Origin of the sequence: Reyranella sp. (assembly GCF_044224635.1) — a bacterium.
Classification (GTDB): domain Bacteria; phylum Pseudomonadota; class Alphaproteobacteria; order Reyranellales; family Reyranellaceae; genus Reyranella.
In genome coordinates this window covers 216,536-237,575 of record NZ_JBGAKA010000002.1, presented here as the reverse complement: position 1 = coordinate 237,575, position 21,040 = coordinate 216,536, and the positions used below count along the sequence as shown (strand labels likewise).

General features: G+C 61.1%; 15 protein-coding genes. 13 read left to right on the top strand and 2 right to left on the bottom strand.

Translation table 11 applies throughout. The features are described 5' to 3' along the window. Window positions 1-21 precede the first annotated feature (21 nt). The 7 genes from ACILR9_RS02890 (at window position 22) to ACILR9_RS02860 (ending at window position 6,569) form a co-directional block, all read left to right on the top strand. Window positions 22-513: a plastocyanin/azurin family copper-binding protein gene (locus ACILR9_RS02890; RefSeq protein ID WP_395708377.1), complete on the top strand. Its 492-nt coding sequence runs from the start codon at window positions 22-24 to the stop codon at window positions 511-513. 31 nt (window positions 514-544) lie between these two features. Continuing rightward, window positions 545-835, top strand: coding sequence for a copper-binding protein (locus ACILR9_RS02885; RefSeq protein WP_395708376.1), 291 nt, complete (start codon window positions 545-547; stop codon window positions 833-835). A gap of 340 nt (window positions 836-1,175) precedes the next feature. Next, window positions 1,176-2,477, top strand: a complete 1,302-nt coding sequence (locus ACILR9_RS02880) for an adenylate/guanylate cyclase domain-containing protein (protein WP_395708375.1) — start codon at window positions 1,176-1,178, stop codon at window positions 2,475-2,477. 80 nt (window positions 2,478-2,557) lie between these two features. After that, window positions 2,558-2,995 carry a c-type cytochrome gene (locus ACILR9_RS02875; RefSeq protein ID WP_395708374.1) on the top strand — a complete coding sequence of 146 codons (438 nt, stop codon included), beginning with the start codon at window positions 2,558-2,560 and terminating at the stop codon, window positions 2,993-2,995. 424 nt (window positions 2,996-3,419) lie between these two features. Continuing rightward, complete coding sequence (locus ACILR9_RS02870; protein WP_395708373.1) at window positions 3,420-5,153, top strand: 2Fe-2S iron-sulfur cluster-binding protein; 1,734 nt, start codon at window positions 3,420-3,422, stop codon at window positions 5,151-5,153. A gap of 1 nt (window position 5,154) precedes the next feature. Further along, window positions 5,155-5,835 carry an iron reductase gene (locus tag ACILR9_RS02865; protein ID WP_395708372.1) on the top strand — a complete coding sequence of 227 codons (681 nt, stop codon included), beginning with the start codon at window positions 5,155-5,157 and terminating at the stop codon, window positions 5,833-5,835. Then, window positions 5,832-6,569, top strand: coding sequence for a class III cytochrome C family protein (locus ACILR9_RS02860; RefSeq protein WP_395708371.1), 738 nt, complete (start codon window positions 5,832-5,834; stop codon window positions 6,567-6,569). Before ACILR9_RS02865 ends, ACILR9_RS02860 begins: the two co-directional genes overlap by 4 nt. A 616-nt stretch (window positions 6,570-7,185) precedes the next feature. Here the strand turns inward: ACILR9_RS02860 and ACILR9_RS02855 are convergent. After that, the gene (locus ACILR9_RS02855) at window positions 7,186-7,557 is read right to left on the bottom strand and encodes a hypothetical protein (RefSeq protein ID WP_395708370.1); all 372 of its coding nucleotides are present in this window, start codon (window positions 7,555-7,557) and stop codon (window positions 7,186-7,188) included. A gap of 1,174 nt (window positions 7,558-8,731) precedes the next feature. After that, complete coding sequence (locus ACILR9_RS02850; RefSeq protein WP_395708369.1) at window positions 8,732-9,103, bottom strand: hypothetical protein; 372 nt, start codon at window positions 9,101-9,103, stop codon at window positions 8,732-8,734. 480 nt (window positions 9,104-9,583) lie between these two features. Between ACILR9_RS02850 and ACILR9_RS02845 the strand changes: the two genes are divergently transcribed. From ACILR9_RS02845 to ACILR9_RS02820, 6 genes are all read left to right on the top strand, one after another. Beyond that, complete coding sequence (locus tag ACILR9_RS02845) at window positions 9,584-10,396, top strand: class I SAM-dependent methyltransferase (RefSeq protein ID WP_395708368.1); 813 nt, start codon at window positions 9,584-9,586, stop codon at window positions 10,394-10,396. Between the two features lie 809 nt (window positions 10,397-11,205). Then, complete coding sequence (locus tag ACILR9_RS02840; RefSeq protein WP_395708367.1) at window positions 11,206-11,502, top strand: hypothetical protein; 297 nt, start codon at window positions 11,206-11,208, stop codon at window positions 11,500-11,502. Then, window positions 11,471-14,311, top strand: coding sequence for a cation-translocating P-type ATPase (locus ACILR9_RS02835; protein WP_395708366.1), 2,841 nt, complete (start codon window positions 11,471-11,473; stop codon window positions 14,309-14,311). The genes ACILR9_RS02840 and ACILR9_RS02835 overlap by 32 nt, the downstream gene beginning before the upstream one ends. Further along, entirely contained in the window at window positions 14,308-15,756 is a 1,449-nt protein-coding gene (locus ACILR9_RS02830; protein ID WP_395708365.1) for a TolC family protein, read from the top strand. The genes ACILR9_RS02835 and ACILR9_RS02830 overlap by 4 nt, the downstream gene beginning before the upstream one ends. Next, the gene (locus tag ACILR9_RS02825) at window positions 15,753-17,318 is read left to right on the top strand and encodes an efflux RND transporter periplasmic adaptor subunit (protein WP_395708364.1); all 1,566 of its coding nucleotides are present in this window, start codon (window positions 15,753-15,755) and stop codon (window positions 17,316-17,318) included. The genes ACILR9_RS02830 and ACILR9_RS02825 overlap by 4 nt, the downstream gene beginning before the upstream one ends. Next, a complete protein-coding gene (locus tag ACILR9_RS02820; protein ID WP_395708363.1) occupies window positions 17,315-21,001 on the top strand; it encodes an efflux RND transporter permease subunit in 3,687 nt (1,228 codons plus the stop codon). The genes ACILR9_RS02825 and ACILR9_RS02820 overlap by 4 nt, the downstream gene beginning before the upstream one ends. The last annotated feature ends 39 nt before the right edge of the window (window positions 21,002-21,040 follow it).

Sequence of the window (21,040 nt, the reverse complement as noted above, 5' to 3'; positions counted from 1 at the left end):
AACAGTCAGCAGGAGGCAGAGATGAAAGTGACAGCATTGATCGCCGGAACCGTGATGCTCGGGATGCTTGCCGGTGCGGCGAGCGCCGGGCCGGGGCACAAGCCTGGCGAAGGGCACAGCCACGCCGACGAGACCGCCTACGGTAAGCCCGGCGACCCGAAGAAGCCGGCGAGGATCGTCCAGGTCATATTCCGCGAGGATGCCGGCAGGAACCTGTTCGTGCCCGACAAGGTTCGGGTCAAGAAGGGCGAGCAGATTCGCTTCGTGTTGCGTAACAACGGCGCCATCGATCACGAGTTCGTCGTCGCCACCGTCGAGGAGAACCAGAAGCATATGAAAGAGATGGAGAAGAACCCGGACATGGAACACGACGATCCCAACGCCAAGCGGCTTAAGCCCAAGGCGACCGGGGAGATTCTCTGGCACTTCACCAAGGCTGGCACGTTCGAGTTTGCCTGCCTCATTCCCGGGCACTATCAGACCGGCATGGTCGGCACGATCGTCGTCGAATGAACCGATCAATCACCCAAAGGAGGATAAGCCCATGTTGAAGCGCACTGTCATCGCCGTTGCCGCATCCCTCGTCATGGCGTTTTCAGCCTTGGCTGACGGAAACATGATCAAGGGCGAGGTCGTGAAGGTCGACAAGCCGGCCGGCAAGATCACCCTCAAGCATGCGCCCATCAAGAACCTCGACATGGATGCCATGACCATGGTGTTCCGCGTCGCCGATCCGGCCATGCTCGACAAGGTCAAAGCGGGCGACAACATCGAGTTCGCAGCCGACCGCGTCAACGGCGCCATCACCGTCACCAAGATCGGCAAAGGGCACTGATGCCGGTGGCGCACCATGAGCACATTTGGCTTGAGACAGGTGTTGGCCGTATTCGGTATGACGGGAGCGCTCCTTGCTGTGCCCAGCCATGCTAGCGATCAGGCATTGCAAGCGAGCCTTCAGAAGTTGCGATGCGTGCCGTCGAGGATCGCGGCTGCGGAGCTCGCCGCGGGACTCGTCTCCTACGAAGTGACCTGCAAGGGGCGGCCTGACGTCGTATTCATCGTGTGTCAGGGAGCGGAGTGCCGACAGCAGACGAAGCGCCTGAACCACGAAAGTGAACCACCGTCCTGAAGGTCGACGTCGCCGGCCGCTTGCCAAGGCGGACGCCGGGGAAAGCATGATTCATCTGGGCATTGGCAGGGACGAGCCTGCCTTAACTGCGGACGAGCGCCGGTGGCGTCGCGAGGTACGATCTGCGTGGCTGCGGCTGGTTGTGTTCGCGATCCTGATTGTCAACGTCCTCTTGGGTGAGCACGGAGGCAGTCTTTTCGTGCATGCCAATGTCGTTGTCGGTTACGGTTTGGCTACCGTTCTGGCGCTGGCCTTTGCGCTCGCCAGGCGTGGGCCTGTCTGGCTGATAGCCGCCTTCACCGCCGTGGACGCGCTGGCGGTGGTGGCGCTATTTCATGAGCATCTGTTTGCAGCGGGCGATGCGTTTGGCCATGCACTCACGACCACTAATCTGGCGATCGCGTTCGTGCTGCTGAACCATGTGGCGCTCCGCTTGCGGCCGCTGCTGGTGTTACTCTATGCAGGCATTGTCGTGGTCGGCTGGCTATCGCTGCTTGTCGCCAAGAGCGCAGCCAGCCGCTGGCAGGAAGCCGAGTCCCTTAAGGTCCTCGAAGCCGATTCTGCGCTAGCAGCGGCCTTTGCTTTCGCGGCGTTCGTGGCGTTCCTGCTCATTCGAGATCATGACAGCCTCCTCCGAAGCGCGCTCAGAAGCGAACGCCGCCGCCTGGGTCTTTCACGTTTCTTTTCGCCGGACGTCGTTGGCGAGTTGGAGCGCGGCCGCGTCGCGCTCGACCTGCAACGGCGTGTAGCCTCCGTGATGTTTGTTGACCTGCGATCCTTCACGCGGTTTGCCGAAGCGGCTTCGGCGGGCGATCTCGCCGAGCTCCTTGTCGAATATCGAACGCATGTCACCCAAGCCGTTTTTGACTGGGGCGGCACGGTCGACAAGTTCATCGGAGACGGTGTCATGGCCGTCTTCGGCCAGCCACGGCCGAAGAACGACGACGCCGAGCGGGCGATCCGGTGCGCCTTGCATCTAAGCAAGCTTCTGGTGACCTGGAAGGCGAGACGACTGAAAGAGGGGCGTCCCGCGCTCGATGCCAGCATCGGACTGCATCTTGGTCCGGTAATAGGCGGTGTGCTGGAAGGCGGGCACCATGACGAGTTCACCGTGTTCGGTGATGCCGTGAATGTCTCCGAACGGCTCGAGCGCCTGGCCAAGAACCTCGATGCAGCGTTGGTTGTCTCGGCCGAGTCGCTCGCCAAGGCCCCCGCCATCGTGCGGGAAATGCCTTGGATATGGAAGGAGGGAGTCCGCCTCGAAGGCCGTGGCACCACCATAAATATCGCTTATCTGCGACGAGTGTCGTTCGAGGAGACTGTCCCGAGCGAGGGTGTCACGGGATGATTGCTCAGTCTCGAAGACCTTCCTCTGGGCGAAAGAAAGTGGCGCCAAGCCGCGGTGCCATTGTGCTCGTGAGATTACCCTTGGTCTCATTCTTGTTCGTCTTAGGTGGACTGATCGCCGCCGTTTTGTTTGTTGTCATTCCATCCATCAGACCGCCCATCATTGATCACACCAACGTTGACTTGGTCGATATGGGGCGGGGTATCTACGGAACGGAATGCGCCGGCTGCCATGGCGCGAAGCTCGAAGGACAGCAGAATTGGCAAACTCGGTTGGCAACCGGCAAGCTGCCGGCGCCTCCCCACGATGCCTCTGGTCATACCTGGCATCATTCCGACCGTGTTCTCTTCGACATTACCAAAAGAGGGCCAGCCGCATATCCAAGTGGCTACCCGACGGATATGCCGGCTTTTGGTGATCGGCTGAGCGACAAACAAATTGCTGCCGTGCTGGCGTTCATCAAAAGCAGTTGGCCAACGGAAATTCGAACGCGGCAAGCGAAAGCCAACAATCAATGAGATGCCAAACAGTCGAATCGATCGGACCAACTAGGATCAAGAATGAGAGTCCAGCGCAGGCCATCGCGAAGTGCCCGTCCAGTCTCCTCGGACCCGCCAGGTTGATGCTGGCGCCAGGGCTGACATGGACGCTCAGCGTGCCACGGCTCGATGCCCTTCGTGCTGTGACTGGATTTGGGTCAATCAACCTGTTTTGCGGCAACGAGCGATGAGACCGACGCACAATTCGAAGAATTTGTATGGCCTCAACCGGGCGGCATTCAGTTACTCGGTCGTTGTCGCGGCAGTTCTGGTGTGTGGTGCTCCAACCGGCGCGCAAGCGCCGGACCCTCACGCAGGGCATCATCGTGGACCTCCGCAACCCGACGCGCCTGGCCCAACACCGGCCACGCCTCCTTCAGGTGGAACGGAGATGATGGGGTCCATGATGGGAAGGCCGCCGCCAAAGCAGCTCTATCCCCAGCTCATGGAGTTGCCGGCAATGACGCCGGAAGCGCGCTCCGGGATCGAGGCCGACGCCCGGGCGCGTATCAACGCCGGCAACGCCGCACTCGTCCAAGCGCAGGACGATTACCATCGTGCGATGATGACGCAGGATACCGCCGCCATGGTCGCCGCCGCGTCGCGCCAGCGCATTGCGCTTGGCGAACTGGAAAGCGGGACCGCGGCGCTGCGAGCTCTGGCGGCGGGCAAACCGCCGCGCGAGATCGCGCTGACTTGGTTTCGCGAGCAGATGAACCTCGCTCAGCCCATCGGTCAGGTTGATGAGGCGGGCGGACCTTTGGGGCTGTCCTGGTTTCACTTCATCTCCATGGCCGTTGCCGCGCTATTTGCGTTTAGCATGCTGGCCTTCGGCTTTGGACGCCATCGTCGCTCGGTCGCCCTGGTCAATCAGCTCACCAAGACCCCTCCAGCCGCGCGAAGCATCGCGCCGGCAGCTCCGCCTGTACCGCGATCGTCGCCGCCTTCACCAACGCCGCCGCCTAAGGTTGCGGAACTTGTAACGCCGCCCGCCACACCTGCGGCAAGCGGCGTTTGGTCGGGCATGATGCAGGTTGTCGCCATTGTTCGCGAGACACCGCATGTGAAGACGTTCCGCCTTGTCGAACCCAATGGCGGGCGCGTTCCCTTCACTTTCATTCCGGGCCAGTTTCTGACCTTCTCCGCCCAGATCGGCGACAAAACGGTGCGGCGTTCCTACACGATCGCCTCGCCCCCGACGCGCAGCGCCTATGTCGAAATCACGGTCAAGCGCGAAGACGAGGGCGAGTTCTCTCGTTACCTGCATGACAAGGTCTTGGTCGGTAACACGTTGCAGGTGAGGGGACCGTTGGGCGTGTTCACCTTCGACGGCGGCAATGCCGACAGCATCGTATTGATCGCCGGCGGCGTCGGCATCACGCCGATGATGTGCGTGATCCGCTATCTCACCGACAAGTCCTGGCCAGGCGAGATCTACCTGGTATTCGCCACACGTAACACCGACGAGCTCATCTTTCGCGAGGAACTCGAATACCTGCAGCGCCGATACCCCAAGCTGCACGTCGTGGCGGCGGTGGCAGCCCGGTCGGAAGGGACGGCCTGGATGGGGCTGGAAGGCCAGATCACCAAGGACGCCCTCGCTCACGCAGTCCCCAACATCCAGAGACGCAGGGTACATCTCTGCGGTCCGCCGCCGATGATGGATGCCATTCGCCGTGTCCTGACCGAGCTCGGGGTGCCGTCCGACCAAACCAAGACCGAGGCGTTCGGTCCCGCCATGGGCCTGGTGCCACCACCGCGACCATCGCCCGCGCCACCACCGCCGGTTTCGGTCGCCGAGCTTCTGCAGAGGGTCGAGACCGGCATCGTCCCACCCGGAGCACCGGAAGCGCGGGAAGCCGAGGCGGGCCCTGCCACGGCGACGCTGTCGTTTGCCCGGTCCGGCAAGGCCGCGCCGCTGCCGCCGGACAAGACCGTTCTCGAGGTCGCTGAAGCCAACGGCGTACCAATCGACTATTCGTGCCGAGTCGGGACCTGCGGCATCTGCAAAACCAAGCTGCTGGCGGGCCAGGTGACGATGGAAGTCCAGGACGCCTTGACGGAGGAAGACAAGGCTTCCGGCGTCATCCTCGCCTGCCAGGCCCGATCGCTCACCAACATCGCGGTCGACGCTTAAGATGGGCGACAGGGAGAAACTGAGCGTTCTGGCCTTGGGAACCGTGCTCTTGTTCCTGGCGCCGGGTTACCTGCTGCACGTTTCGCCACGCTTTGCCGGCAACCTTGCCGGCGGCATGCTTGGTATCACAGCCGCATCGCTGATGATCCTGGTCGTGGTCTATCCGGCCGTGAAGTACATCGGTTGGCTGAACAAGCGTGTTACACGGCATGTGTCGCAGGGCCGGCTGCTGAGCCTGCACATCTATGGGGGACTTCTCGCTTCCATCGTCGCAATCCTCCATTCGGGCCACAAATATCAGAGCGTGCTGGGGATCGCGCTGGTGATCGACGTCATCATCATCATCGCGACAGGGTTCGTCGGCCGCTACTACCTTGGGCATCTTGGCGCGGAGGTGCGCCAACAGCAGGCGCTGCTCGGGACGTTGCGTAGCGCGTACGACCGCATTGCCCTTCGCCTCGGCACCCAACACGCGACGTTGCCGGCGGCGCCTGACTTACCGGTGCTGGATCTCGTCGATGCCATTGCCGACGTCGAATATTCCCTGACAGCGCGCGATGCCGCCAAGCGCATTGCCGGCCGATGGACAGTGGTGCACATTGTCGCCTCGATCGCGCTCTACGGTCTCTTGCTGTTACATATCGGCAGCGGCATCTACTACGGCCTGCGGTGGCTTCCATGAAATGGAAGACGCTTGCTTATCTGATCCTGACCGCCGCCTCGATCTCAGGCGCCGGCGCTATCATCGGGGCGGTCTATCGGCAGGGTTCGGCGGCGGTTCCGCGCTGGACGGCGTTCGTCAAGCCGGGCCAGCTTTCGGTTAAGCACGCCTTCCTTTCCGACAAATGCGAAACCTGCCACACGCCGGCACGCGGCGTCGAAGCGAGTGCTTGCATCTCCTGTCACGCCACCGATGCCGCAGCCCTGGCTCGGGAGTCGACAGCGTTTCATGCAACGATCCAGTCTTGTACCGCATGTCACGTCGAACATGAAGGAGGCGTGCGGCCAACGCAGATGGATCATGAGGCTCTGATCGCGCTCGGCCGCTCGAGCCGCGCTCGGCCACCGTCGCATTGGCTATCTCATCTGCAGCCCAGGCCGGAGGGCTTGGACAGCCTCGACTGCTTCGCCTGCCACAGCAACCGCAGCCCGCACCGCGACCTGTTCGGCCGGGAATGTGCGGCCTGCCATCTGGTCACCACCTGGAATGTCGCAGGTTTCAAGCACCCCTCTCCAAGCTCGACTGAATGCGCGCAGTGCCATCAGGCGCCGCCCAGCCATTACATGCACCACTTCCACATGATCTCGATGATGGTAGCGCGCCAGGAACACGCCCGCGTTGAGCAATGTTACCTCTGCCATCAGACCGACGCCTGGAACAATATCCGCGGGGTCGGCTGGTACAAGCATCACTAAGGACCTGGACCAAGTCAGCCAGATCAGAGATGGATGACGTGTCTTTTCTTAGGCTCTTCAGGGAATCGAGTGGGTCAATTCGACGGGTCAACGGGGCAAGGATGCTTGTGGGAAGCGGCTTTCGCAGCCACTCTCAGAGTCTCTTTCTTGGCGCGCTGAGCATCGGGGCTGCGGTAGAGGCGGTGGGTATGTGGGCGAAGGCGAGCATTTCCCCGCGTTCCCAGGCTGCCAGCCGCCCGAGGCACGGAACGCGGGGGAAGCGCAGCCGGTCCGCGAAGCGGATCGTCCACATATCCACGGCCTTTTTCGATGCGCCCAAGCACGAGACCAGGGCTCTGGGCAAGTCCTCCGGCATCTCCTGCGCCAAGCACAAGCTCGCCAGCCAGGAGCCTCGGCACGACAGGCGCGGCCCTCAAGTCGACCCACTCGATTTCCTGAAGACCCTTTTCTTACAGCAAGTCAATCAGACAACTTTGGGCTTTAAGCCAACACTTCCATCAGGTCTCTCGTCGACCACGGCCTCATGGTTGAGTGCAGAACGCAATCAACCCCTTTAGTCAGAACACTAGTTCGCGGCGACCAGGAGATATTGAACCGCCCCGGGTTTGTCGCGATTCTAAGTCTTATTGACTGGAGGATGCATGTCGCCGTGCGGTCCAATCCTGCATTTCGTTCCCGTCGCAGTAGCATCGTCAATGATGCCGCTGGGATCGACGGTGAAATTGATCATGCAGTTGGTTGCACGAAATATTACCTGAGACTTCGGTCCGGTCACCGCTTGATTGGTGAAAAGGTAGCCAATTGCCCTGCCGCCGTCAGCGGTTGGGTAGTCGTGATGAGGCTTGCCCCAAGCCTGGATGAGATGACTTGAGCTGTGCCCGACCCAGTCACGGACGTTGAGGTCCTTAACCGTGCCAGACGACATAGGGCCACAAGCCGTAAGGCCAGCAAACACCAATATTGCGACCAGGCAAAGGCGGATCTTCATAACCAGTTCTCCCTCTGCTCTTGCCACAACTCACGCATTCAAACTCTGGACTAGGCACAACGCTAGTCGTAGCCCTTGTCGTCAATTTCGCATCCAAAGCAGTTCCGATATTTGAGATATCTCAAGATTCCGCGGACCCATTTGAGCGACGGCGACGAAGTGTTCTCACCTGAATGCAGCACATTTTGTGCCACGCTTGTCAGAATACAAGGCGAGTAACTCGCATCCGCATTACTGTGCTCGTTGGAAGGCTTGAACGTGCGATGCCACTCACGATCGCACCTCGCCGGAGGCAGCTGTCAACAGTCTCACGAAGCTAGATGCTCGCGTGAATGCTGGCGATTTCAGGCACGGGTTGTATGGACAGGCAAAGCGTCGAGCTTGCCTACCTGGTCACCTGGTCCAGGGCTTGAGCTAGATCAATGCGAGGGTCCACCGGGCCGGCCAATTTGTGAGCCTGCTCTTGTGACTTCGGCCGGAGGTCGCAGATGTTTCGAATCGCCATTCGCGGGGCTGCCGTCGCCAGCCTGCTTGTTGCTGGCTCCTTGGGAGTGTCGGCACAGCAGCCCGCACCGACGACGCCCAATCCCGTGGAGCATGGCCACGGCAGTAGGCAGGGGCAAGGGATGAACCAAGGACCGGGTCAGGGCCAAGGTGGCAGCATGGGCATGCATGACATGGGCTCCACTGGCCAGGACCAAAGCCAGGGCGGCATGAAAATGCAGCCGGGCTCAGATACGCCTCCATCATCGACCCATGCGCCCGCTCCCCAGGCTGCGCCGGCGCCCGCCACGCCGCATTGCCCAGCCGGGACAACCGCCCAAATGGACGACAAGGGCCAGCACGTCTGCAAGTAGCAGGCGATTGAGGAGCCGGATGTACCTGAGACTCATCCTGGTTCCAGCAGTCTTGGAGACGACTGGGTTGGCAAGTTGCGTGTCGCACGAGAAGCAGCTCACGAGCGACGCGGTTCAGTCAGTTGTTGGGGCACTCCCCAAGGTGATTGCGACTATGCATGAAGTCGCGGGGCTCTTGCTGCCGCCGAGGGCTGCGGCGGGAATGCGATCTTGAGCGGCGGCGGGCTTGGCATCATTGTCGGCCGGGACTCACCTTCATTTCCAACGTCGTGGCGCCGAACACTTGTCCATCGCGACAAACCCGAAACGTCGATATCTTACGTCTTGCTGGCCGGAGGATGCATATCGCCATGAGGCCCAATCGTGCACTTCGTCCCAGTTGCCGTTGCATCGTCGATGATGCCATTTCGGTCAACCGTGAAGTTGATCATGCAGTTCCTTGCCTGGAATAAGACCTGCGACTTCGGCCCCGTCACCGCCTGATTGGTGATCAGGTAACCGATCGCCCTGCCACTGTCGGCTGTCGGATAATCGTGATGCGGTTTTCCCCAGGATTGAATGAGATGAGCCGAGCTGTGTCCGATCCAGTCCCTGACGTTCAGATCCTTCACCTGTCCTGTGGACATCGGTCCACACGCCACAAGTGCCACAGCGGCGACTGCGTGCATCAAGAAATGACTAACTTTCATGACCGGCTCTCCCTCTTATGATTGATGGCTGATGCGTCAGGGAACGCAACACCGAAACCTTGGTGCATGGGGTAAATTCCCTGGATCGACCCTCTGCCAAGCGGCTGCGATTGTCGGAGAGTATACAATTGGACATCAGGTCGTTTGACATGGATCAGTCGCTGCGACCGACTCTGGTCGCGCGAACTTCGAAAGCACATTTCATGCCAACTATGGCCACGCCGCTGACGTTCGGAGTGCGGGCGCACAGCCAGCCGCTTAGACTGTTCGACTGTTCTTCCTGACCACACTCCTCCACTTGCCGACACTGCCAGTCGACTGCAACGGTCGGCGATATGGACGACTGCGCCCGCGGGCCTGACTCCCCATCATGGCGGCCGTGGCGATGCCGCTGTGCTCGGTTTAGTGTGGTCGGCAACGCTCTACGTTTGCGCCAATTGCATTTGTAGCTACGCGAAGTCGCGCCGCCGGGAGGCAATCATGGACGAATTCCCGAACGTCAATCCGGCCGAAGCCTACGAGCAGTATCTCGGCCCGGCCATCGCCGAGCCATTTTCGCGAATGCTGCTCGATCGCGCGGCGCCGCGACAGGGCCAACACATTCTGGACCTGGCATGCGGCCCCGGCATCGTCGCGCGTCGCGTAGCGCCAATGGTTGGCATCGAGGGGAGGGTCGTCGCCCTCGACATAAGTCCGGCCATGCTGGACGTAGCACGTGCGCTGCCCGCCCCAGCCGGCGCGGCGATCGAATGGCTGCAGGGCGATGCGATCGCGCTGGACCTGCCCGACAAGGCGTTCGACCTCGTTCTTTGTCAGCAAGGATTGCAGTTCTTCTCGGATCGCAAGGCCGCCTTGCGCGAGATGAGGAGAGTCCTGGCGGTCGACGGTCGCGCTGTTCTTAGTGTGTGGCGAGGCCTCGAGCACCATCCTTTCTACGAGGGCCTTTTTCGTGCCATCAGTCGACGGTTCGCCCTCGAAGTCTCCGATCTCGATGTGTCTTTTTCGCTGGGACACACCGAGGATCTGCAGGCACTGTTGATCGACGCCGGATTTTCGCACCGGGAAATCGAAGAATGCTCTTTGGATGTCCGCTTTCCCATTCCATCGCGCTTTGTGCAGATCACCGTACTCGGCGCGGCGACGTCTATTCCAGCCTTTGCAAGGCTCAGCCTGTCTGCGCGATCGGAAATCATCGACACCATATCCTGCGAACTCGCGCCTCTCATCGACCGCTACAGCAGGGCCGAGACGCTGGAGTTCCAGATGTCCACTCACCTGGTCGTCGCGGCCTGACTTGCGCTAGATCAAGGCGGGCGAGTCATCATCATGAAAAGAAGAAAGGTGGCATCGGATTAGCTTCGGGAACTTTTATGGAGGTTTCGGTCTAATCGGGCTCCGTGGACCTTGAAGGCTGTAGCATTGTGGCTAGACTGAACGACAATCTTGGTCAGTGATCATGTTTCAACTGACTTCATTGCTTCTACGATCGCTGCTGATCTCAATGGTCGGTCTGCTGGTCGTCGCCAGCGCCGTGCATGCACATGGGCGTTGCGACGCTGATTGCGGTAGGCACGTGCATCCTCCAGCTAGTGGGCCCGTGCCCGAGACCTCTAGATTTGCACAAACCGACGGCGCCGTTGCAGTGGCAGTGAATGCGCGCGCGGTGGTATCTGTCATGGAAAGCGACGCCTGCGAGCAAGGCGAGTGTGACCAGGGCTTCGGCGGCGGATGCTGTGCCGTAGCGTGTCACGCGGCTGTCGCGGGTCTGGGGCACATCATATTCAACGCTCATCGGCCGGCAAGTTCCGACCCGTTGATGAGCACACCCTCTCTTCACGGCAGGGTTGTTGGACCGGGTGATCATCCTCCCCGTTCTGTCTGACGCGACCGCGCTTCAAGCGCCGGATTCTTGTCTGAACTCGTAGCCACCAGCGGTAGGCGCAAGGAGCGTTCGGAATCACCAGCGCTGTAGCGAGCTCGCGAGCCGCTGCGCGCTCGTCGCCGGCCCCATGCCTATTTGAGCGGCTCGCACTACATAGGGAAGCCAGATGCTCCGAGCTCTGATTGCAATAGTCGTTCTCGCGGCGCTTCAGGGTGATGCAATGGCAGATGATGCCTGCACCGCGGCGTTGAACAAGCTTGTGCACGACTGGACATCGATCGCCGTGCCAGGGCCAACCCCGACCGGTCCCAATCAATCGTCCGAGCCCGAGCATGAACACGATGCGCAGGAGGTTTGGTACATGAGGAGCCAGATTCGCCTCGCACTTCGACTGTGCAACGAAGGCAAGACGCACGAAGCCTTGCTGCGAATGGATGTTGTGCGGGCATGGCTCAAGCTTCCGGAAGTGGAGCATCCCGCGGATCATGGGCGTTCGTATGAGGAAAAGCGGCCATGACTTGCAGCGATCAGGAAGCTGGGTGATGACAGCTACGACGCGCACGTCGGAAACCGCACGCGGCTCTACGGCCGCCGGGCCGATCCCCAGCGATTGGCACAGCCGACTGTTGGATGACCTGTTGAACGAACTCGGGACCCAACCGGAGCGAGGGTTGTCACTCGCAGACGCGGCCGACCGGCTGAAGCGCTATGGCCCGAATGAGTTACGCCAAGAGGCAGCTGTCCGACCGATTGCCATCTTGGTCGCCCAGTTTCGCAGCTTGGTAATCTGGATCTTGATCGGTGCGGCGGCGCTATCAATCGGCCTGGGCGAAATCGTGGATGGCCTCGCTATTGCCGTCATCGTCGTCCTGAACGCGCTGTTTGGATTCTATCAAGAGTTTCGGGCGGAGCGCGCAGCGGCGGCATTGGCGCACCTAGTTGCGCCTCGGGCCCGCGTCGTCCGGGATGGTCATTCGCTTATGATCCCGGCAGCGGAAGTCGTTCCCGGAGATATACTCCTCCACGAAGCCGGCGACCTTGTCGCGGCGGATGCGCGATTGATTCAAGCAGAGCAGCTGCGCACCGAGGAAGCGCCATTGACCGGCGAGTCCCAGCCCGTCGAGAAGGCCATCGCGCATTGCGTGGCCGAAACCGCGCTCGGAGACCGGCACAACATGGTTTTCCTTGCGACTACGGTGGCAGCTGGCACGGGTCGCAGCGTCGTCGTCGCGACCGGCATGGCGACCGAAGTGGGCCGCATTGCCGGGCTTCTGGAAAGTGCCACGGCGGGCGAAACGCCATTGCGTCGAAGGTTGGACCTTGTCGGGCGGTGGCTGCTGTGGGCCTGCCTTGCCATCGTTCTGCTCGTCTTTGTGCTCGGCTTGGTCCGATCGTTGCCGCTCTTCGGGCTGTTCCTCGCTTCGGTCAGCTTGGCCGTCGCCGCGATTCCCGAAGGTCTGCCGGCGGTTGTGACCGTTGCGCTCGCACTGGGTACCCAGCGCATGGCGCGGCGCAACGCACTGGTGAAGAACCTTCCCTCAGTGGAAACACTGGGCAGTGCGCAGGTCATCTGCACTGACAAGACAGGTACCCTGACCGTGGGTGAAATGACCGCGCGCAAGATGGTCACTGGCGCCAACGCCTACACGGTCACCGGCGAAGGCTATGCCGTGACGGGGGAATTCTTTGTCGGCGGACAAGAAATCCCTGCGGGAAGCGACCCGCTGCTCGGCAGACTCCTACGGGCAGCCGTAGCGTGCAACGACGCTGAACTGACCCGGCAAGCAGGGCGCTATGGGATCGTCGGCGACTCGACGGAAGGTTCGCTCCTTGTCGCGGCCGCCAAGCATGGCCTGCGGCGTGAGGAGCTGGAGGCCGAACTCCCGAGGATCGGCGGCGTGCCCTTCGACTCAGAACGAAAGCGAATGACGGTGGTTCGAGCGCAGGGCGATCAGGCTCTTGCCTTTGCGAAGGGCGCACCCGAGGTGATCTTCGCCCGGTGCTCGCATATTGTAACCGGGCGCAGCACCGAGCCAATGTCTGAGAGCGACCGGATGCGAATGTCGCTGGTCAGCGCGACCATGGCGAACGACGCACTGCGCGTGCTGGCGCTTGCGGAGCGGCCGCTCGGACCTCTGACAGAATACAATGCCAAGCCGATCGAGGCCGATGAAATCGAAAGCGGGATGACATTCCTGGGGTTGATCGGCCTTCAAGACCCACCGCGGGCGGAGGCTCGCGAGGCAGTCGCCAAGTGCCGCGGAGCCGGCATTCGGATCGTGATGATCACCGGAGATCACCCGGATACTGCGCGGGCGATCGCGCGTGAACTCGGCATCCTGGATCGGGGCGACGAGACCCTTACTGGTACCGAGTTGGCTCGGCTCGAGGACCGCAATCTGACCGAGCGAATAGCGCGGACCGCCGTATTCGCGCGAGTTACGGCCGCCGACAAGCTGCGGATCGTACGCGCGTGGAAACGGCGCAACGCCGTGGTCGCCATGACCGGAGACGGGGTGAACGACGCACCGGCGTTGAAAGAGGCATCGATTGGCATCGCCATGGGCATCACCGGTACGGAGGTCACCAAGCAGTCTGCCGATATCATCATCACCGACAACAACTTCGCGTCGATCGTCGCCGCTGTGGAAGAAGGGCGCGGCATATACGACAACATCGGCAAGACGCTAGGCTATCTGCTGGCCGGCAACACAGCCGAACTCACCGTCATGCTGGTGGCCACCCTGGTGGGGTGGCCCTTGCCGCTGCTGCCGATCCATCTGTTGTGGATCAACATCGTCACCGACGGGCTGCCGGCGTTGGCGCTTGCCACCGACCCAGTCGACCGGGATGTGCTGTCGCGCCCGCCGCGGCCCCCGCAGGCCCAGCTCATCGATGGTCCGTTCCTTAAGACGACTGCCATGATCGGCGGAGTCACGGCGCTCGTCACGCTGAGTGCTTTTGCCTTCGAACTTTACAGTGGAAGCCCTGACTCGGCGCAGAACGCCGCCTTCACAGTCCTCGTGTTCAGCGAGCTGTTCAGATCGTTCGGAGCGCGCAGCGACACCAAGCCGATCTGGCGGCTGGGCCTGTTCAGCAATCTCCGGTTGTTGATGGTCGTGCTGTTCACTTTCATCGCGCAGCTCGCGATCCATTATGTTCCGGCCTTGCAGGCTGTATTCGGAATCGGCCCGATCAGCATCGGCCAATGTCTGGCCTGGATGGCGTTGGGCACGATCCCGCTTGCTTTCGTGGAGGCCATGAAACTGCTGCGTACTTCAGGCGATGCCGCCACACGTGTCCCGCAGGCGGAGGGGCCATCGTGACCCCAAACTCTATTCCAAATAGGGGACTACCCAAGACTAGGGCGGTCTGCTTCCCGAGAGGCGTCCCAGCCTCTACCCGAAGTGTCTTCGTTAGGGCGGCATTCGTCAGTGCTCTTTATCTCCTGCTGTCCGGATGCGAGGGCGTCCCGACCGAAGGGGAACGCCGAGCGCAACAGGACCTACAAACCATCGCCGCCGCCTATCGGCCGCAACATCAACGTCCACCCCTGCCGCAGCTGCAAAGCAGTGACAGCCTCAGCACCTTTCTGCAGTTCGCCATCCTCAATCAGCCGCGAGTCGAAGCGGCATACTACGACTGGGCGGCGACGGTACGGCGCATCACCGTCGCGCGATCGCTGCCGGATCCGGAATTCCGATTCGAGATGGACATCTCGGGCATCGTGTCATCGGTGATGCCAGGGGCGATGGCGCAATTCCCAGGCTTCGGCAAGCTGGAAGCTGCGGCAAATGTGGTAACGGCGGAAAGCCAAGCGAAGTACTTCGTGTTCGAATCAAGTGTGCTGCAGGCGGCCTTTGGAGTGAAGAAGGCATACTACCAGCATCATTTCTTGGATGCCAGGATCGCCATCAACCAGCAGACTCTGAATTTGCTCGCGAATCTGGAGAAAGTCGCGCGCGCACAGCACGAGGCGGGCAAGGCCACGCTGCAGGATGTGCTGCGCGTGCAGATCGAACATGACCGCGTCGTCACAACGATCAGTAACCTGAAGGATTCGCGCAACGTGGTCCTTACGCAGTTCAAGGCAGCCTTGGGGTTGAGCGAATCCGATCTAACGCCGCCCGTACCCGCCAAGTTCGAGTCCACGCCGCTCGATCTGACTTCGGATCGGCTGTTGGCCTTCGCACTGGCGCGCAACCCACGCCTGAAGTCCATGGAAGCAGAGGTGCATCGCGCCGATGCAGAAATCAGAGTGGCGCAGAAGGCTCAGGTTCCTGACATCACTGCAGGCATCAGGGCGGATACGATCATGTGGCCCTTCATTATCCGACCGGAGCTCAGAGTCACACTCCCCGTATGGCGAGACAAAATCAAAGCGCAGATCGAGGGGGCCGAAGCCGGAAAGCGGGCCGCCGCAGCGCGGCTATCGGCCGAGCAGATCGCGTTGGTAGTCGAGTTCGTCGAGAAGCTGTACCTATTTCGCGAGGCAGGGCGCAATCTCGAACTCTACAATGGACGTTTGCTGCCCAAGGCTCGCCAATCCCTCGAAGTGGCGGAATCGGCCTACATTGGCGGACAGCTGGAATTCATCAATGTGATCGATGCTCAGCGGAGCCTCCTCGACTTCAGCCTGTCTGCCGTTGAAGCGCGTGTGCAGCGCGAACTCGCTCTTGCGGAACTATCGCTGATCATTCTCGGTACGCCGCCCGCGGGCGCTCCAGTCTTGCCGTCCGATGCTGCCGATCGCACGCGGGGGAATCCATGACCACCAAGCGACCTCTTCGCACGTACGTCATCCGCAGTGCCCTCGCGGCGGTGGCGATTCTCGGCGTTTCCTTCCTTTTCGCGATCCATTTGAGGGACGGTGGCGTGAATCGAGGCCAATCCGCCAGCGGAGCAGCTATGGAAGCAACGCAAGCGGCAGCGCCAGGCGCGTCGACGAGTGGAAGCCCTTCTGGGCCCAAGATCGTGGGTTACCGATCCACCATGCTGCCTGAAGTCAGCCAGACGCCACGCAAGGACAGCATGGGCATGGACATGGTGCCGGTCTACGAGGCGACAGGTTCGATGCTCGAACTGTCCGAGCACGCTCGCGCGATGGCGAGTGTGGAAACAGTTCCGGTACGTCGCCGCAGACTTACCCGCGACATGCGGGTGATCGGCAAGGTGCAATATGACGAGACAAGGCTTGCCACGATCACCTCCAGGGTCGACGGCTATGCGGAGCATCTTTTCGTCCGCTTCACCGGAGTTGAGGTCAAGCGCGGCGAACGGCTGGTGGAGATTTACAGTCCGGACCTGGTCATAGCTCAGCAGGAATTGCTCACCGTGCTTGATTTTTCCCGCAGCTCCAATCTGGTCGAATCATCCACGCGGAAGCTGCTTCGTTGGGGAATTTCGCAATCCCAGATCGATGAACTGAAACGGAACAGGAAGATCCACGAACGACTCACGTTGTCCTCGCCCATTGAAGGCACGGTCACGGAGAGAATGGTGGTGGAGCAGAGCGCCGTCAAACCGGGTGACGTGCTCTACCGCGTTGTGAATCTCGAGACGGTCTGGGTTTACCTCGACATCTACGAATATGAGCTGTCCTGGGTGAAATATGGTCAACCGGTCGAGATCAAATCCGAGGCGATCCCGGGACAAAGCTTCACCGGGCGCGTTGGCTTCATCAACCCTGTCCTGAACGAGGACAGCCGTACGGTCAAAGTTCTGGTCAGCGTCGACAACATCCAGAAGTTGCTGAAGCCTGGGATGTTCGTGAGCGCAACCATCCGGGCTGAGCTCCAGGCGAACGGCAAGGCCGCGCCGACCGGGGTCGAGGGCTTGTGGACGTGCCCGACACATCCGTTCGTCTTCCAAAGGGAGCCGGGCCAATGCCCCTCCGGCAACGTGCCACTGGTGCAGATTCCCGGCGGGGCGAAGCCGGAAGCTGACCAGTTTCCCCTCGCCGTGCCGCTGACCGCGGTCCTCGACAGTGGTCTTCGCAAGCTCGTGTATGTCGAGAGGGCCAAGGGCCAGTTCGTTCCGGTGGAGATCGAGGTCGGCCCTCGCACCGATGACGCCTATCTGGTGCTGAGCGGATTGCGCGAGGGAGACCTCGTGGTTACGCGCGGCAACGTTCTGTTGGACAGCCAATTCCAGATCCGAGGTTTGCCGAGCCTGTTCTACAAGGCAGGACAGGGGCCTGCCGCAAGTCACGCGCATGACGCTCCATCTTCCGAGAGGACAGGAAATGTCGCGCCCGCGACACCCCTCAGTCCAGTCTTTCCCCCCGCAACCGGATCAGGGGATCCGCAGCATCAGCAGCACACCCGTCCATGATCAACGCTCTGATCCGCTGGTCGCTCGGGCACGCGTTTCTGGTGGCACTCGCCGTCTTGGCGATCCTAGGGGCCAGCTACTACGCGATCCTCAACATGAGCGTCGATGCAATCCCCGACATCGGCGAGAAACAGGTCATCGTCTTCGCGGACTGGTCAGGACGCTCTCCCCAGGATGTCGACAACCAGGTCACCTATCCGTTGACCACGAGCCTCACGGGTACTCCGGGGGTCAAGTCCATCAGGTCGATGTCGGGTTTCGGCTTCGCCATGGTCTTCGTCATCTTCAAGGACGACGTGGACTACTACTGGGCTCGATCGCGCGTGCTCGAACGAATAAACGTTGCCCAGCAACGCCTGCCGAGCGGCGTGACACCGGTGCTCGGGCCCGACGCCACGGCGCTGGGTCAAGTCTACTGGTACACGGTCGAGGGGGAGGGATTCGATCTCGCCGAGTTGCGTTCCATTCAGGATTGGTATCTTCGCTACCAGCTCAATTCCGTCGAAGGCGTCAGCGAGGTCGCCAGCATTGGCGGGTATGTGCGGCAGTACCAGATCGACGTTCATCCCGACAAGCTGCGAGCCCACAGGGTCACGCTCATCGACGTCTATGACGCCGTACGGCGATCGAACATCGATGTCGGCGCGAAAGTGCTAGAGAAGAACGGCATTGAGTTTTTCATCCGCGGCGTCGGTTTCATCAAGACGGTCGAGGACCTGGAAAAAGTTGTCATACGCCAGGAGAAAGGTACGCCGATCCAGGTCAAGCACGTCGCAAACGTGACCATCGGACCTGAATTTCGCCGTGGCGCGCTCGACAAAGGTGGCGCTGAGGCCGTCGGCGGCGTCGTCATGATGCGCTACGGCGAGAACCCGCTGCAGGTCATCGAGCGGCTGAAGGAGAAGATCAAGCAACTGGAGCCCGGCTTGCCGCAGAAGACACTCGCAGACGGGCGCGTGTCGAAAGTGAGGGTGGTGTCCTTCTATGATCGGACCGACATCGTCACACAAACCATCGACACGTTGAAGGAAGCGTTGCTCGAGGAGGTGATGATGGCGAGCGCGGTCATCCTCATCTTCATGCTGCATCTACGCAGCACAATTTCGGTCATCGTCACGTTGCCGCTGTCTATCGGCATCTGCTTCATCCTGATGTACATCTTCGGCGTCGACGCGAACATAATGTCGCTCGCCGGCCTCGCGATCGCGATAGGCGACGTGGGAGACATGGGTATCATCGTGACGGAAAGCATCTATCGTCACATCGCCAAGGGGGATCAGTCCAAGAACCTCTTTCAAAAGGTCTTCGAGGGTGCGTCGGAAGTTGGAGGCGGGATCGTCACAGCGGTGTCGAACACCCTGGTTTCGTTCATTCCGGTGTTCTTCCTGATTGGCCAGGAAGGCTTGCTGTTCCGCCCGCTGGCCTTCACGAAGACATTCGCCATCGGGGCCTCTGTCATCATCGCACTCACGGTAGTGCCGCTGGTCTGCTACCTGGTGTACCGGCCGATCTCCTTGCCGCGGCGGACTGTCTGGATGATCGCCGCAACGCTCGGCATCGCTGCGATGCTCGCCGTGCATGGCATCGTCATGATGGTCGCCGCGGATGGGCACTACAGCGGCTGGCCGATGTCCGCGGTCATTGGTGTGATCGTCGCCCTGGCGTTCGTTCGGGTCACGCAGGAACGGTTCCTGCCACTCGAGGAAAATCCTGTCGCACGCGGAATCGCCGCCGTTTACGTTCCGATCCTGAGTTGGGTGCTGGCGCACAAGAAAACCTTCCTCATTCTACCGGTGTCGATCGCCTTCGCCGGCCTCTCCGTCTGGCTCGGCCTGGACAAGACGCTTGCGCCGTTGGGTTGGGCCATCAACCTGTTCGCCAGCGAGCAGGCCTCAGCCGAGCTGAAGCAGGCGATGCATGTCAAGACGACCGAGCCAGTGACGCGTCCACTCATCGAGTTCGGCCAACTCCGCTGGCAGAGGGTGAAGCACGCCGACGGCTCTACTTCCCAGCGCATCCAGTGGCGGCAGGCAGATCCCAGGGAGAGCGACGCCGAGGCGGCACGTGGCGTCCAAATCGTGCAGGAGCGCAGGATACTTCCGGGCATCGGCCGCGAATTCATTCCGCCCCTCGACGAAGGCGCGTTCCTCTACATGCCGACGTTGCTGCCGCAAGCCGGCCTCGGCCCGGCACTGGAAGTGAATGCCCGGCAGGATATGGCGATCGAAACCGTGCCCGAAGTGGCGTCGGTTGTCGGGAAGCTGGGTCGCGCCGACACGGCGCTCGATCCGGCGGCCATCGGCATGATCGAAAGCATCATCGTACTCAAGCCCGAGTCGGAATGGCGGCAGATACCGGTGAAACGTTGGTTCTCGGACTGGCCGGGCTGGTTCAAAGCCGGCCTTGCCTGGGTCTGGCCCGAGCACCGTCGCATCACAAAAAGCGAAATCCTCGGCGAGCTCCAGGAGAAGACGGCAATTCCGGGTGTGCTGCCGACGTTCCTGCAGCCGATCCAGACCCGCCTCGTCATGCTGACCACCGGTTTCCGGGCGATGATGGGGGTGAAGATCTTCGGAAGCGATCTCAGGCAGATCGAGCGCATCGGCCTGCAGATCGAGCAGTTGCTCAAGGAAGTGCCAGGTGCGACCGATATCGTCGCCGACCGTCTCGTCGGCAAGCCATATCTTGAGTTCGAGATCGATCGCGACAGGATGGCCCGCTACGGGGTGAACATCCGCGACGTGCAGGACATCATCGAGATAGCTATCGGCGGCACGAACATCATGGAGTCGGTCGAGGGTCGAGAGCGCTATCCGATTCGCGTACGCTATCTGCGAGAGTACCGCGAAGATGTTCCCGAGCTGGAAAGGATCCTGGTACCCACGTCCAGCGGTGCTCACATTCCCCTCGTGCAGGTGGTGACCATCAGGAGCGTCCTGGGACCGCAAGACATCAAGGGCGAGCGCGGCCTGCTCGTAGGCTATGTCACGATGAACACGCGGGACAGGGATGAGGTGAGTGTAGTCGAAGACGCCGAAGCCGCACTCCAGGCCGCGCTGCGGGATGGCCGGCTCACGCTGCCACCGGGCTATTACTGGGAATGGAGCGGTCAATTCGAGAATCAGGTCCGTGCAACCAAACGGATGCGCATTCTTGTTCCGCTCTGCCTCTTCATCATGTTCGTGATGCTGTATATCGGCTTCGAGCGCTGGTGGATCGCGCCCATTATCGCCTTCAGCATTCTCGTCGCCGCCGCAGGTGGGTTCATCATGCTGGCGCTGTGGGGCGCAAATCTCTCCATCGCCGTATGGGTCGGCTTTCTCGTGCTCTTCGGCGTGGTGGACGATGACGGCGTGATCTTGGCGACCTATCTGGAGAATATCTTCGACAAGGAAACGTTCGCCTCGGTGGAAGAGCTTCGTGCGGCCGTCGTGCGCGCCGGCCTGCAGCGCATTCGGGCGTCCTTGATGACGATCTCAACGACAATCTTCGGCCTGTTGCCAATCTTCTGGGCGACTGGACGCGGCTCTGACTTGATGCAGCCGATGGCCATACCGTCGGTCGGCGGCATGATCGTCGCTGGTCTTGTCGGAACGTTTATCGCGCCCTGCCTGTTCTGCGCGGTGGAGGAATGGAAATGGAAACGGGCCAAACGTCTTGCTCCGAACGTAGCCACGGCTTGAATATGGCACGGCTGCGTGACCTCGTGAATTCTGGCTGAT

What these genes read in the sequence shown, in the direction of transcription:
- ACILR9_RS02890 (WP_395708377.1), top strand. Translation starts at nt 22, where the DNA reads ATGAAAGTGACAGCATTGATCGCCGGAACCGTGATGCTCGGGATGCTT.
- ACILR9_RS02885 (WP_395708376.1), top strand. Translation starts at nt 545, where the DNA reads ATGTTGAAGCGCACTGTCATCGCCGTTGCCGCATCCCTCGTCATGGCG.
- ACILR9_RS02880 (WP_395708375.1), top strand. Translation starts at nt 1,176, where the DNA reads ATGATTCATCTGGGCATTGGCAGGGACGAGCCTGCCTTAACTGCGGAC.
- ACILR9_RS02870 (WP_395708373.1), top strand. Translation starts at nt 3,420, where the DNA reads ATGATGGGAAGGCCGCCGCCAAAGCAGCTCTATCCCCAGCTCATGGAG.
- ACILR9_RS02865 (WP_395708372.1), top strand. Translation starts at nt 5,155, where the DNA reads ATGGGCGACAGGGAGAAACTGAGCGTTCTGGCCTTGGGAACCGTGCTC.
- ACILR9_RS02860 (WP_395708371.1), top strand. Translation starts at nt 5,832, where the DNA reads ATGAAATGGAAGACGCTTGCTTATCTGATCCTGACCGCCGCCTCGATC.
- ACILR9_RS02855 (WP_395708370.1), bottom strand. Translation starts at nt 7,557, where the DNA reads ATGAAGATCCGCCTTTGCCTGGTCGCAATATTGGTGTTTGCTGGCCTT.
- ACILR9_RS02850 (WP_395708369.1), bottom strand. Translation starts at nt 9,103, where the DNA reads ATGAAAGTTAGTCATTTCTTGATGCACGCAGTCGCCGCTGTGGCACTT.
- ACILR9_RS02845 (WP_395708368.1), top strand. Translation starts at nt 9,584, where the DNA reads ATGGACGAATTCCCGAACGTCAATCCGGCCGAAGCCTACGAGCAGTAT.
- ACILR9_RS02840 (WP_395708367.1), top strand. Translation starts at nt 11,206, where the DNA reads ATGGCAGATGATGCCTGCACCGCGGCGTTGAACAAGCTTGTGCACGAC.
- ACILR9_RS02835 (WP_395708366.1), top strand. Translation starts at nt 11,471, where the DNA reads ATGGGCGTTCGTATGAGGAAAAGCGGCCATGACTTGCAGCGATCAGGA.
- ACILR9_RS02825 (WP_395708364.1), top strand. Translation starts at nt 15,753, where the DNA reads ATGACCACCAAGCGACCTCTTCGCACGTACGTCATCCGCAGTGCCCTC.
- ACILR9_RS02820 (WP_395708363.1), top strand. Translation starts at nt 17,315, where the DNA reads ATGATCAACGCTCTGATCCGCTGGTCGCTCGGGCACGCGTTTCTGGTG.